The sequence below is a fragment of the Psychrobacter sp. DAB_AL32B genome, from assembly GCF_002224105.1.
GTDB lineage: Bacteria > Pseudomonadota > Gammaproteobacteria > Pseudomonadales > Moraxellaceae > Psychrobacter.
The window spans coordinates 22495-34887 of record NZ_NEXU01000020.1 but is presented as its reverse complement, the minus strand read 5'-3'; the positions used below and the strand labels follow the sequence as shown (position 1 = coordinate 34887).

Below are 12393 nucleotides of genomic sequence, written 5' to 3'. Positions count from 1 at the left end.
ACCACATTAGTATATTCATTATGAACATCATTGAAACCAAGATACCAGAATTATTAATACTTGAGCCCCGCGTTTTTGAAGATGACCGTGGCTGGTTTATGGAAAGTTTTAATCAAAAAACCTTTGCCACTCTTTTAAACGAGCGCGGGTTTGAAGCACCAGATTTTGTCCAAGACAATCATTCTAGCTCTCAAAAAGGAGCACTGCGCGGCTTACATTATCAGCTAAATCCTTTTGCTCAAGCCAAGCTGGTGCGAGTAGTACAAGGACGAGCTTGGGATGTGGCGGTAGATATCCGTCAGCACTCACCTACTTTTGGTCAATGGGTAGGGATAGAGCTGACAGCAACCAATCATCGTCAGCTTTGGATACCGGCAGGATTTGCACATGGTTTTATCGCACTCGAAGACAATACTCAGTTTTTGTACAAAACTACTAGCTATTATCATAAAGAGAGTGAGCGAACTATTCTATGGAATGATGATAGTTTAGATATTAACTGGCCAATTGAAGGTTTAGAACTCAAATTAACTGAGAAAGATAGTGACGGAGCGACTTTCGATAAAGCTATAACGAGCGGCGATATCTTTTAATCTTAGAAAGCATTATTGTCCTAACTTTATATTCATCAATCTTTTCCTCAATGTGGCTTATAAGTCACACTGCTTTAATTTTGCATAAAATACGCTTGGCAAACAAATAGTAAAATACCTTTTTTTTATATCTTTAAGCTAATCTTTATAACTAACCTCGTAGTAATCCTACCAATCATATAAACCTGCATCTATTAGCAATCATATTAATAAGCGATTACAATACGCGTGTCCCATCAATGCCACTGATAGTGATTGCTAAAACACACACACTTATAAACCGATATTCATATTATATTGACGAGTTTATCCATGTCTAGCCCTACCCCTAATAAAAACATATATCAGAACTGGCGACCATTTTTTGTATTTCTATGCTTGTATTTTATAGCTTGGAGTATATTGCCTGCATTTATTTCTAGTAGCGTACCTTTAGATGTGAGTGAAGGTATTAGTTGGGGTAGTGAGTGGCAATGGGGTTATTATAAACACCCCCCACTATCGTCATGGATATTATACAGCTTTTACCAGCTATTTGGGCATGTAGGCCCTTACTTGCTTAGCCAATTGTATGTGCTACTAACGCTGTATTTAGTTTATCAGCTTGGTAAAAAGGTTTGGTCACAAGAAACTGCATTGTTGGGTAGTGCACTGACGCTGGCGGTTCTATATTACACTTATCCTAGTCTTGAATTTAATCATAATGTTGCTCAGTTTCCTATCTGGGCAGGATTGTACTTAGCGTTTTATCAATCACTGACTAAAAATCGTTTAAGAGATTGGATTCTGCTTGGTGTATTTGGTGGACTTGGGATGCTGACCAAGTACACGGTGATATTCTTACTGATACCAATGGCGTTGTATCTAGTGTTGCCAAAACAATGGCCACTTTTAAAACAGCCAAAACCGTGGATAGCGGCTTTTGTGATGCTTGCTATCTTTTCACCACATTTGTATTGGTTGATAACACATGACTGGCTACCGCTCAGTTATGCAAATGGGCGCTCACATGAGGTTGATGATGGCGTGTATAGCATCAAACGCCACTTTAGTTGGATAGGGTTTATTACCGCCCAGCTTGTCGCTCATATACTATTAATAGTGATGTTTATATTCAATCGTAAACGTTTAGTTAGCATTAAAGAATACAAACACAACCTGTCTGATAATGCCTCATTGCTATGGTACATGTGGCTATCGCCAATAGCAGTACTTATCGTATTAAGCTTAGTATTCGGAGTCGGTCTACGTGATATGTGGGGTATGCCAATGTGGGCGTTGTCGGGGTTGCTCGCAGCCTCATTTATCGCGCCTGCTACAAAGTTATTGACAACCATCAAGCTTCGTAAAGCACTTATTATTTGGTTGTCTATTGTAACCGCACTAATGATAGTATATGTGGGTTTTGGCGATAAGATTCGTCATAAACCTTCTCGTATGCAATGGCCAGAACAGGCGTTAGCGATTCAATCTCAGAACACTTGGCAGGTGTTAAGTAGCTGCAGCCTCGATAGTGTGTCGGGCGATCGCTGGCTTGGGTCTTTGGTAGCGATGAATAGCGGCTTTCCATCACAAATGATATCAGGACTTGCCAGTCATTCGCCTTGGATGACTATCGAGCGTCTTCAAGAGAATGGTACGTTAGTGATATGGCAAGAGGGTAAAGAAGATATCGTGCTGCCTTTACTTAACAAGGTCAATGTCATTACGGCCGATGAACTAAGCAGTAATGATAGTAATGATAATATTCTAGTCAAACAACAAGGTCAATGGCAGGTTGATTGGCGTGACGATAAAGTAGAGAAGCCATTATTAATAAACTGGATGGCTTATGTTCCAAGCCGCTGCTTCCGGCATTCTAAATAATGCATTGTCTATAAACGGCTATTTAACGATCATTTATATTGAATAAAATAATTGAGTTTTTTATGTCACATCATCTGTCACAATCTCGCCCTTATTTATCTATTATCATACCCGCGTATAATGATGCTGATGCTTTACAGGCTTTTTTACCAGAAGTCTTTGCATTTACGAAGACACTACGCGCTCCTGTAATAGATACATCGTCGACAGAACAAAATAGTGAAACAACAATAGCAAATTGTGAGATTATTATTGTCGATGATGGCAGCCGCGACCACTCCGTTGATGTGGCTACAGATTTGATGACCACGCGCCCATTAAATACAGAGCTAGATATCATACGTTTATCACGCAATTTTGGTAAAGAGCCTGCGCTTAGTGCTGGGCTTGCAGTAGCGCGAGGCGATGTGATTGCTATGATTGATGCTGATGGACAGCATCCTTTGTCGGTGTTAGCGCAAATGCTAACGATGATGGAACAATCAGATATCGATATGGTCGCAGGTATTCAAGCCAATCGACCGCATGAGAGTAGATTGGCAAAAACGTTAAAGGGCAGCTTCTATCATTTTATCCAAGACAGCCAGCGCTACGAGATACGACCTAATGCCGGTGATTTTCGCGTGATGAACCGCAAGGTATTAGATGCATTACGCGCATTACCGGAGCGACAGCGCTTTATGAAAGGTCTGTATGCTTGGGTCGGTTTTAATACCGTCTACTTGCCTTTTACTGCTGATAACCGTGATACCGGTGAGAGCAAATTTAACTATGGTAGCCTGTTTGAGCTTGCCTTAGTTGGTATTACCTCATTTTCCCAGCGACCGTTACGATTAATTTCACGCATGGGCTTTGTCGTCTCTGCCCTAGCCTTTTTATATGGCTTATATATTGTGATAGAGACCTTAATATTTGGTAGTGATGTCGCAGGCTGGGCAACGGTAGCAGCAGGCATTATGTTTTCTACGGGTATTCAGCTGGTTTGTATTGGCGTGATTGGCGAATATGTCGGCAGACTATACGAAGAGGTCAAACAGCGTCCGCTATATTTGATTGATGAAACCATTAGTAGTCAGCAGTCCAATACAGATATTCATCCTATCACTGAGCGCGCGATGGATAAACTAACTGATGAATAAAATAGTAGCGACAAACTCAGCCTCTTTGCAAGCATTAAGGTTTTTAGCGGTTGGCGCGAGCGCTGCTTTGGTACATTTCTTAGTACTCGTGAGCATCGTCAATTTCACAACAATCACGCCAGCGTGGGCAAACGTGGGTGCTTTTTTAATCGCTTTTGTTGTGAGCTTTCTTGGGCATTTCTATCTCACTTTCAAGCAAGCAGATCACTCAACTGAGAACCCCCAACACCATAATGGTAAGAAAAATAGCAATAAATACTTATCTGCATTAGTAAAATGGTTTAGCAGCTCAGCAGCAGGTTTTATAGCCAACCAAGCTTTATTTGTTTTAGGTCTAAGTTGGTTCGGTGAACGATACTATATTTTGATTTGGTTAATCGTGACTGGCGTCATTACCATAATGACCTTTGCATTAGGTAAGTTCTGGGCATTCAAATCATGAGTAATCCTAACTCTCAAAACCCAGCTTCTCAGCTGTCTAATGAGGCACGTGCCGTTATTATTAATGTTGATGACCTAGGGCTGTCTGGAGCGGTAAATGATGCTGTCATCCATCTTGCTGAGCTTGGGCGCATTGGTGCCAGTAGTTATATGGTAGGCGGTAAAATTACGGATAGCGATATAAATCAATTAAAAAAATTCAATGTCGATGTCGGCTTGCATTTGGATTTGACAGGAATATTCCCCTCTGCTCTACGTGGTTCATTAAAATCAATTATAATCGCCTGCTACCTACGCCGTTTTAACCCTATGCAAGTAACTAAGGTGATTAAGCAACAATTGGATGCTTTTGAAGATCGCTTTGGACGTGCGCCCGTATTTATTGACGGGCATCAGCATATTCACCAACTTCCTGTTATTCGTCAATGTTTAATCAACGAGCTGAGCGCCCGCTATAGTGTTGAGATATCAAAAGGCATGCTTAGCGCACGCGTTACGACGCCATTGGTTAACGATCTAAAGTCTTGGATAATCTACGGCTTGGGCGGTTACGCTTGGCGCAAATCATGTGAGCATAATCGTATTCCAACCAATGACAGATTTGGTGGTGTATATGGTTTTGATGCTGATAGCCAGCAACTAGCTACCTTGTGGGAGCAATGGTTACAGAGTGCGCCGCCTAGCGCTGATTTACCATCAGGGCTGCTAACTCTAGATACGGCGCTACCTATATCATCTGCCAGCTTATTGCCTACTCTGATTATGTGTCACCCTGCTGTACCTGACAATGGTAGCAATGACTGGCAAGATGAAATCAAAGCAGCTCGAGAGCTTGAGTATGAATGGTTAATAAGTACTGAGTTTGAAGATGTACTGCGTAAATATCAAATTAGATTATTGCGGTGGTCAGATATGATAGCAGTTAAATAAATTCTTAATGATAGCGACTCTTATTTTAGATAGAAAAAAAGCTAAGACTATTTAAAGTCTTAGCTTTTTTATAAAATAAATTTTAACGTTTCAAAAATTAATCAATAAAGCTTAACCAATCCATATACTGTTCATTGCGACCGTGCACCACATCAAAGTACAAGGTTTGCAATTTCTCAGTCAAGGGTCCACGTCCACCGTTGCCAATAGTACGATCATCGTATTCACGAATAGGCGTAACTTCAGCAGCAGTACCAGTCATAAAGATTTCATCCGCCAAATAAAACTCATCACGAGTGATACGGCGCTCAACGACTTTAATGCCCAAATCATCTGCAAACTGAATGATGCTGCGGCGAGTGATACCGTCAAGTGCGCCGCCTGCTAAGTCGGGCGTATGCAGCACACCATCTTTTACTAAGAATAAGTTTTCGCCAGCACCTTGGCAGACATAGCCTTGTGGGTCCATCAAGATGGCTTCGTCATAGCCATTACGGGTCACTTCTTGATTGGCCATGATGGACACTGGATAATTGCTCGATGCCTTTGCTTTACACATGGTTACATTGGTCATGTGATGGGTAAATGAAGAGGTTTTGACACGAATACCGTTTTTGATACCTTCTTCACCAAGGTACGCGCCCCAATGCCAAGCGGCTACCATGGCATTAATGCTATTGTCGCGTGAAGACAGACCCAATTTTTCTGCACCCACCCAAATAAGTGGACGAATATAAGCTTCTGCGAAGTTGTTTTGCTTAACCACGTCTTTGTGCGCTTGCTCAAGCGTTGCTGCATCAAAAGGTACATCCATCTGAAAAATTTTCGCTGAACCTAACAGACGCTCAGTATGTTCTTTTAGGCGAAAAATTGCCGTACGATTGTCAGCCGTTTGGTAAGCACGTACGCCTTCAAAGACGGCCATACCATAATGCAGGCTATGTGTAAGCACATGAACCTTGGCATCCGGCTGTTCAATCATCGTGCCATTCATCCAAAGCTTGCCTTCCTGTGTTGCCATATTCATCTAATAGTCCTTATGCTAGCGCTGACGTCTAACTTTTTTGTTGAGTGTTAAGTGGATACTTTAATTAAAATTGCATGCTGACACTGAGTGTCTATTTTTCAGGTGCAAATTTTTTCATGTACAAATTTAATGCGCAAATGATTATATCACCGGCACGCCACGCAAATGAAATATTTTAGTTTGTCACTGCATGGCTTTTATTTATACACCGTTGAATACAAACGGTATGGTTATACTCATAACGTTATTCTACTGATTCTACGCCCATAAGATGCTGCCACTGCGCTTGTACCAGCGCTCGTGTTTCTGTCCAAAGCGACTCATCAACCAACAACGACTGCTCGGATAATGCCAATTGGTGAGTCGCAGCGCGTATGCGTAAATAAGCATCGGTCAAATCTTGACAGACTGCTGATTCCCAAATCCCTAGTGCCGCGACTTCTTCAAAGATACGGACGTTGTCACTCCATTTGGTCAAAGTAGGATGTTCATGTGAATAGGCCAATACTGCAAATTGCGCCAAAAACTCAATATCAACAATGCCGCCTGCATCTTGTTTGAGATGAAACTTGCCAGCTTGTTGTTGCCACTGACTGGTTCCTAGATGTTTTTGCATTTTAATACGCATACTCGTCACTTCGATACGGACTTGCTCAATCGTACGCGGTAATGCCAAAACGCTTCGGCGAATATCACAAAAACGTGCGGTGACGCGTTTATCGCCGCAGATTGCTCTTGCTCGTACTAGCGCTTGATGCTCCCACGACCAAGCTTTCTCAAGCTGATAGGTTTCAAAAGCGTGGCAAGAAACCACCATCATACCGGCATTGCCAGAGGGGCGCAGACGCATATCTACTTCATAGGCACGGCCGTCACGAGTTTGGGTATTGAGATACGTCATGAGCTTTTGCGCAAGGCGCGCTGCAAATTTCATACCACTGACTGATTTCTCACCCGTGGTCATGCCCTGCTCTTTTATTTTATGCAAAAACACCAAGTCTAAATCGGATGAATAGGATAATTCAAGACCGCCAAGCTTGCCATAGCCAATAATCGCAAAGCCGCAATCGGCTTCAGTAACCGGATCACCATCTTGACTAATAGGATAACCATAGCGTTTAACGATTTCTGCAAAAGCACGCTCTAATGCCGCCTCCAATACCACGGCTGCAATATAAGTCAGTGAATCTGATACCTTCATTATCGGGCGCTCAGCCAATACATCACTGGCAGCGACCGCTAGGACTTGGTTCTTTTTGAACAATCGTAATACGCTCAGCAGCTCCTCTTCATCATTGGGCTCCACCCGTAATAACTGCTGGCGCAAAATATCATGCAGCTCAGGCTTGTCTGGCAAATGTCGATAGCGCTGCTGTAAAAAAGTATCTAATAATACTGGATAATGAGCCAGCTCTTTAGCAATCCAAGGGCTGGCTGATAACATCGGGATCAGCTCAACCGTGGCGTTGGGATTCTCAGCAATCATAACCAGATAAATAGAGCGACGGCAGATAGCTTCAAGCAAGGCAATCAAACGTGGCAATGCTGTATTGGCAAGTTGCTGCTGTTCTTGATGCGCAAGTAGCGCATGCACTATCACCGGATAAGCGTCATCCAAGCGTTCACGAGCCTCATCACTCAAATTAGCAACCATTTTTGACTGCCAAAAACCTTGTAGTTGAGCACGATTTTCTTCAGTCAATACCTGATTTAAACGGGCAATTTGTTCATCAAGTTGAGCAGGTTCAAGCTCATTATCGTCTTGAGCGGGAACTTGACGCTCAGTGACCATACGCTCAAACGGCACATTGACATTGTATCGATGATGATTGAGGGTATTGAGCAACCCTTCCCAATTGTCAAACCCAAGCGTCACAGCCAGATTGTGCTGCCAGTGTGTATCATGAGGTAAGCGCTGGGTTTGTTGATCGTTAATCGCCTGAATACCGTGCTCAAGTCGACGCAAAAAGCGATAAGCGCCTTGCAGTTCTTGATAGGTATCATGCTCTAAATACTCAAGCTCACACAGTACTTGCATTGCCTTTAAGCAAGACTTGACCTGTAGCTGCGGATGCCGACCGCCATAAATTAATTGAAACGCTTGGACGATAAACTCAATATCTCGAATACCGCCCGCGCCAAGTTTTATATTATCCAAGTCTTCACGCTGTGCAACTTGATTTTGAATAAGAGACTTCATCTCTCTGAGTGCCGAAAAAGCACTATAATCAACGTAATACCGAAAGACAAATGGCTTAGTAAGCGCTTGTATTTCATCGTAAAACGGTGGCGCTATGTGCCCAACCACGCGCGCTTTTAGCCAAGCAAAGCGCTCCCATGCGCGCGCGTTTTGAGCAAAGTACTTTTGTAATGCCGATAAGTGAATGGCCAAATCACTGCCATCACCCCACGGCCGCAGACGCATATCGACCCGAAATACAAAACCATCAGCCGTATTGTTATCGAGCAGCTTGATAATACCCTGACCAAGCCGCGTCATAAAACGCTTATTATCAATACTGCGGGTGCCTTTTTCTTTGTCACCGTCAGTTTCACCGCGCGCCTGATGGACAAAGATAAGGTCAATATCACTCGATAAGTTCAGCTCATGCGCGCCAAGCTTACCCATCGCCATAATGGCCATATCATCAACTTGCACATTACCTTTGTCATTAATAAAGGTTGGCTGCCCGTACTGGTTAACAAGATGCTGATAGGTATAATCCTTCGCAAATAAAATACAACCATCGGCAAATTCGGACAACTCATCCGTTAATTGCTCGAGCTCAATGACTGCCAATGCATCTTGCCAAACCCAGCGCATCATCAATAGCATACGCAAATGACGCAATCCGCTCATTACTTTAATTTCATTCGCGAGTTGATAGTTTTCATCCAAGGTATAATCTTGAATAAGATCATCGATTTGCTGGCGAGTTAAGGTACTCTCTAAGGGGTAACTACGCAAAAACGTCTGACATGCACCCGTTCGACTCTGCCAAACTTGATAAGCAAACTCACTTGCTGTTTGTAGCGCTTCTAGCTGCTCTGATGTGGGTTGATAACCTTTATCATTGAATACGGTAGATAGCATAACGATGACAACTCCTTGCAGCAGGCAATTATGAAACTACATGAACTTAGGATTTAACATGAATCTAGAGCCTAACCTTAAGGTTTTTTCTGACTAAATGCTCATGACAAATGATGAACATACTGAGCATAAAATAACTGTTAACCATGTCGATACCATTCGATTTGAGCGGTTTTATGGTAGCATAAATAACTTAACTATAAATGATGACTGCATTTGTGCGCAGCAAGATGCAGTAAATTATTGTAGATATGGTTATTAGTAATAAAATGTGTTCATGATAGTATGTTCCGTCCATCTTAAAGCCTTAAAAAGTTTAAAATAGCCTTAAGACTTTTAAAGGTAACAAATAGGTAATCAGAAATGAAAAATATAAATACAAAAGAACAAAACCAAGAAATTGTACTGGCTAACCACCCTTCAGGTATACCGACGACAGACACGTTTAAAATTAATGACATCGATATGCCGACACTCAAAGAAGGCGAAGTGCTACTTAAAAGTATTTACGTATCCGTTGATCCTGGCATGCGTGGCTTTATGAATAAAGGCACGGATGATGCAGCTGGCAACAAATTTCAGCTAAATAAACCTATCACCAGTCGAACGGTCGCCCAAGTTATCGAAAGCAGTGATGATAATTTTATGGTCGGTGATATTGTGCATGGTCGATTTGCTTGGCAGAAATATCAAGCGGTTAACATTGCAGATATTGAAAAAGTAGATCCGACACTTGCGCCTATCTCTACTGCAGTCAGTATGCTTGGTATTCCTGGTCTCTCTGCCTACTTTGGTATGCTAAATATTGGTCAGCCTAAAAAAGGTGAAACGGTCGTCGTCTCCGGTGCAGCTGGCTCTGTGGGTAGTATCGCTGCTCAAATTGCCAAAACAAAAGGCTGTAAAGTTATCGGTATTGCCGGCTCGGCCCAAAAAATCGCGTTCTTGGAAAACGATTTAGGTTTAGATAAAGGCATTAACTATAAACAAGTCGATGATATGGAGGCAGCCATAAAAGACGCTTGTCCCAATGGCGTTGATGTCTTCTTTGATAATGTGGGTGGGGAATTGTTCGATGCCGTGTTTGCCAATATCAACGAGCATGCCCGCATTGCTATTTGCGGTCAAATCGCAGATTACAACGAAGAAAACCCACCACAAGGACCAAGACCGATGCACACCTTAATCAAGAAAAGTGCTCGCATGGAAGGTTTTGTGGTCTATGACTTTAAAGACAACTTTGCAGATGCTAAGCAACAGCTTGCTGACTGGTATAATAATGACAACCTAATCTATAAAGAAAACCTCATTGAAGGCTTTGAAAACATTCCCGCAGCGTTTATCGGTCTGTTTTCTGGTGAAAACATCGGTAAGCAGATGATAAAAGTTGGCGGTATAGTAAATTCATTTTAAAAACGATACAGTGCTATTGACTATAAGTTTTTTGCAGCCTCTGTCACGCCTGCGAACAGCAAGCAAGAAAAAATATAGTCAATAGCACGTTATTACAATCGTATCGCTTTTATTTTGAACTGACTATAACAAGGACCATAAACCATAAAGTGTGGCTGGTTTTTATATTGTTATAACCAACCATTAATGAGCACTATTAATAATAAATCAGCTACGATACTATAATTTGCGATACTAGGCCTATGACTATGACTACTGCTTCTACTCCCTTACTTTTGATAACTGCTGACCCCAGTCATCCGCTTGCTCATATAGCACTACGCTATGCTCGTAGTTATCTGCAAATAGCAGCAATAAATGGTAAAAGTGATAACAGTAACCGACCTGAAAACCAGCAAGCACTACTGAATATTTTTTTCTATGCAGATGCAGCAAATATTGCCAATCGGTTACGCTGGCAGTCAGCTGATCAGATGAACATAACCCAAGAATGGCAAAATCTCGCTGAGCAGTATCAGATATCACTGCCGGTCTGCGTCAGTACCGCGCTCAGTCGCGGTATCTCGGATAGCGACAATAGTGCGCGCCATCAGTTAGATAGCGAAAATCTGGCGACAGGTTTTAGTTTAGTAGGACTGAGTGAGCTTGCCATGATGATGCAAGGCGACTGTCGCTTGATACAGTTCTGATACTAGCAAGCTCAATAATAGCTAGCTTAATAACAGCGGTTAGCGATAAATAAGATTAGGAATAAACTATGAAATTACTCATTCGCTTGCAGACGCCTACTGAAATGGCAAGCTATGAAGGCTGCGCGCTCGCTTTGACCTTAGCCACCTTTGGGCATGATGTACAACTGTATTTGGATGCACCGGTATTTGGGTTTTTGATGCAGTCTGACGCACGTCTACATGGCATGATTCAATCGCTTGAACTATATGATATGCCGCCAGCTTGGCTACCTGATGATGTATTTAGCGGCTGGATTGCTGGAATGCTACCGACCGATGTCGCGACCCAATTAACCTTGATTCCAGAAGTTATTAACTCCCAAGACTTTGATCAAATTCTCAATTTTTAATATGAAGGCTTTAAATGTGAAAGCTTTGAATAGCAGATACTAGCCAAAATTTTTACTATTAAAATAAATACAGTAAGCAATCGGATACGACTATGGCAACTTTATATCAATTACATAGCACCATGGATACGCTCAGACGCAGCACAGAACAAATGGCGTTGACATGGCGTGCTGGTGACAGCATCCTCTTATTAGGCACAACCGTCGCTTTTATTGATTGGCTTAATGCTTATTTAGGTGATATTGAGGAAATCGAAATGGAAGATATAGCTGGTATCTACGCCCTCGCTGAGGATGTGGCGCAGCTCAATCAGAATACAACAGCAAAACTTAATCTCGCTGCTAAGGTAACAGGTATTTTAAGCGATAATGAATGGGTTGCGATGACCCAAGATAGTCGCTTTGATAAAGTGATAACGATTGCCTTATGAGTACTTCTAACACCTCTACCATTCCCTCTGCTACAGCAATCAACGTAGCCTTAGACCAAGATGGTCATTTATGCGACCACACTGTTTGGACGCCTGCTATTGCACAGCAGTTAGCCAATACATTGGATCTAGATTTAGATGCTGAGCATTTAGCGGTATTGCAACAAGTACGCGCGTTTTTTGTCAAGTTTAATCACGCCCCAGCCACACGCCCGCTGATTAAGTGGCTCCAAAAAACCTTACCTGAAGACGACATCAGCAACCAAAAGCTACAGCAGCTATTTAATACTGGCTTGGTCGCCCGTCATGTAAACCGTCTCGCTGGGCTGCCGAAACCCCCTAACTGTTTATAGTAAAGCAAGTTAAGACAAAGCAAGCTAA

At 42.3% G+C, this 12393-nt stretch carries 12 protein-coding genes; 10 read left to right on the top strand and 2 right to left on the bottom strand.

Translation table 11 applies throughout. The annotated features are described in order from the left end of the window. Positions 1 to 20 precede the first annotated feature (20 nt). The 5 genes from rfbC (at position 21) to CAN34_RS02905 (ending at position 4969) form a co-directional block, all read left to right on the top strand. Positions 21 to 593, top strand: a complete 573-nt coding sequence (rfbC, locus tag CAN34_RS02925) for a dTDP-4-dehydrorhamnose 3,5-epimerase (protein WP_089554372.1) — start codon at positions 21 to 23, stop codon at positions 591 to 593. A 312-nt stretch (positions 594 to 905) separates the two neighbouring features. Further along, complete coding sequence (locus CAN34_RS02920) at positions 906 to 2459, top strand: glycosyltransferase family 39 protein (protein WP_089554371.1); 1554 nt, start codon at positions 906 to 908, stop codon at positions 2457 to 2459. Positions 2460 to 2521: 62 nt separating this feature from the next. Further along, positions 2522 to 3598, top strand: a complete 1077-nt coding sequence (locus CAN34_RS02915) for a glycosyltransferase family 2 protein (RefSeq protein ID WP_089554370.1) — start codon at positions 2522 to 2524, stop codon at positions 3596 to 3598. Further along, on the top strand, positions 3591 to 4040 hold the full coding sequence (locus CAN34_RS02910) for a GtrA family protein (RefSeq protein ID WP_089554369.1): 450 nt from the start codon (positions 3591 to 3593) through the stop codon (positions 4038 to 4040). Before CAN34_RS02915 ends, CAN34_RS02910 begins: the two co-directional genes overlap by 8 nt. After that, positions 4037 to 4969: a ChbG/HpnK family deacetylase gene (locus CAN34_RS02905; protein WP_089554368.1), complete on the top strand. Its 933-nt coding sequence runs from the start codon at positions 4037 to 4039 to the stop codon at positions 4967 to 4969. The genes CAN34_RS02910 and CAN34_RS02905 overlap by 4 nt, the downstream gene beginning before the upstream one ends. 97 nt (positions 4970 to 5066) lie before the next feature. On the opposite strand, the gene CAN34_RS02900 is transcribed toward CAN34_RS02905, so the two are convergent. Further along, entirely contained in the window at positions 5067 to 5996 is a 930-nt protein-coding gene (locus CAN34_RS02900; protein ID WP_079691922.1) for a branched-chain amino acid transaminase, read from the bottom strand. A 244-nt stretch (positions 5997 to 6240) separates the two neighbouring features. Further along, positions 6241 to 9090, bottom strand: a complete 2850-nt coding sequence (gene glnE / locus CAN34_RS02895) for a bifunctional [glutamate--ammonia ligase]-adenylyl-L-tyrosine phosphorylase/[glutamate--ammonia-ligase] adenylyltransferase (RefSeq protein ID WP_089554367.1) — start codon at positions 9088 to 9090, stop codon at positions 6241 to 6243. A gap of 363 nt (positions 9091 to 9453) precedes the next feature. Between glnE and CAN34_RS02890 the strand changes: the two genes are divergently transcribed. From CAN34_RS02890 to CAN34_RS02870, 5 genes are all read left to right on the top strand, one after another. Beyond that, on the top strand, positions 9454 to 10500 hold the full coding sequence (locus CAN34_RS02890) for an NADP-dependent oxidoreductase (RefSeq protein WP_089554366.1): 1047 nt from the start codon (positions 9454 to 9456) through the stop codon (positions 10498 to 10500). Positions 10501 to 10748: 248 nt separating this feature from the next. Next, entirely contained in the window at positions 10749 to 11189 is a 441-nt protein-coding gene (tusD, locus tag CAN34_RS02885; RefSeq protein ID WP_089554365.1) for a sulfurtransferase complex subunit TusD, read from the top strand. 68 nt (positions 11190 to 11257) lie between these two features. Next, positions 11258 to 11581 (top strand): hypothetical protein, encoded by a 324-nt coding sequence (locus tag CAN34_RS02880; RefSeq protein WP_089554364.1) that lies wholly within the window; start codon positions 11258 to 11260, stop codon positions 11579 to 11581. 92 nt (positions 11582 to 11673) lie between these two features. Continuing rightward, a complete protein-coding gene (locus tag CAN34_RS02875) occupies positions 11674 to 12012 on the top strand; it encodes a hypothetical protein (RefSeq protein ID WP_089554363.1) in 339 nt (112 codons plus the stop codon). 38 nt (positions 12013 to 12050) lie between these two features. Next, positions 12051 to 12365: a TusE/DsrC/DsvC family sulfur relay protein gene (locus CAN34_RS02870; protein ID WP_165767603.1), complete on the top strand. Its 315-nt coding sequence runs from the start codon at positions 12051 to 12053 to the stop codon at positions 12363 to 12365. The last annotated feature ends 28 nt before the right edge of the window (positions 12366 to 12393 follow it).

Bases quoted from the DNA above. Each gene is read 5' to 3' on its own strand.
- CAN34_RS02900 (WP_079691922.1), bottom strand. From the start codon at position 5,996: ATGAATATGGCAACACAGGAAGGCAAGCTTTGGATGAATGGCACGATG.
- CAN34_RS02905 (WP_089554368.1), top strand. From the start codon at position 4,037: ATGAGTAATCCTAACTCTCAAAACCCAGCTTCTCAGCTGTCTAATGAG.
- CAN34_RS02880 (WP_089554364.1), top strand. From the start codon at position 11,258: ATGAAATTACTCATTCGCTTGCAGACGCCTACTGAAATGGCAAGCTAT.
- tusD (WP_089554365.1), top strand. From the start codon at position 10,749: ATGACTACTGCTTCTACTCCCTTACTTTTGATAACTGCTGACCCCAGT.
- glnE (WP_089554367.1), bottom strand. From the start codon at position 9,090: ATGCTATCTACCGTATTCAATGATAAAGGTTATCAACCCACATCAGAG.
- CAN34_RS02890 (WP_089554366.1), top strand. From the start codon at position 9,454: ATGAAAAATATAAATACAAAAGAACAAAACCAAGAAATTGTACTGGCT.
- CAN34_RS02920 (WP_089554371.1), top strand. From the start codon at position 906: ATGTCTAGCCCTACCCCTAATAAAAACATATATCAGAACTGGCGACCA.
- CAN34_RS02910 (WP_089554369.1), top strand. From the start codon at position 3,591: ATGAATAAAATAGTAGCGACAAACTCAGCCTCTTTGCAAGCATTAAGG.
- rfbC (WP_089554372.1), top strand. From the start codon at position 21: ATGAACATCATTGAAACCAAGATACCAGAATTATTAATACTTGAGCCC.
- CAN34_RS02875 (WP_089554363.1), top strand. From the start codon at position 11,674: ATGGCAACTTTATATCAATTACATAGCACCATGGATACGCTCAGACGC.
- CAN34_RS02915 (WP_089554370.1), top strand. From the start codon at position 2,522: ATGTCACATCATCTGTCACAATCTCGCCCTTATTTATCTATTATCATA.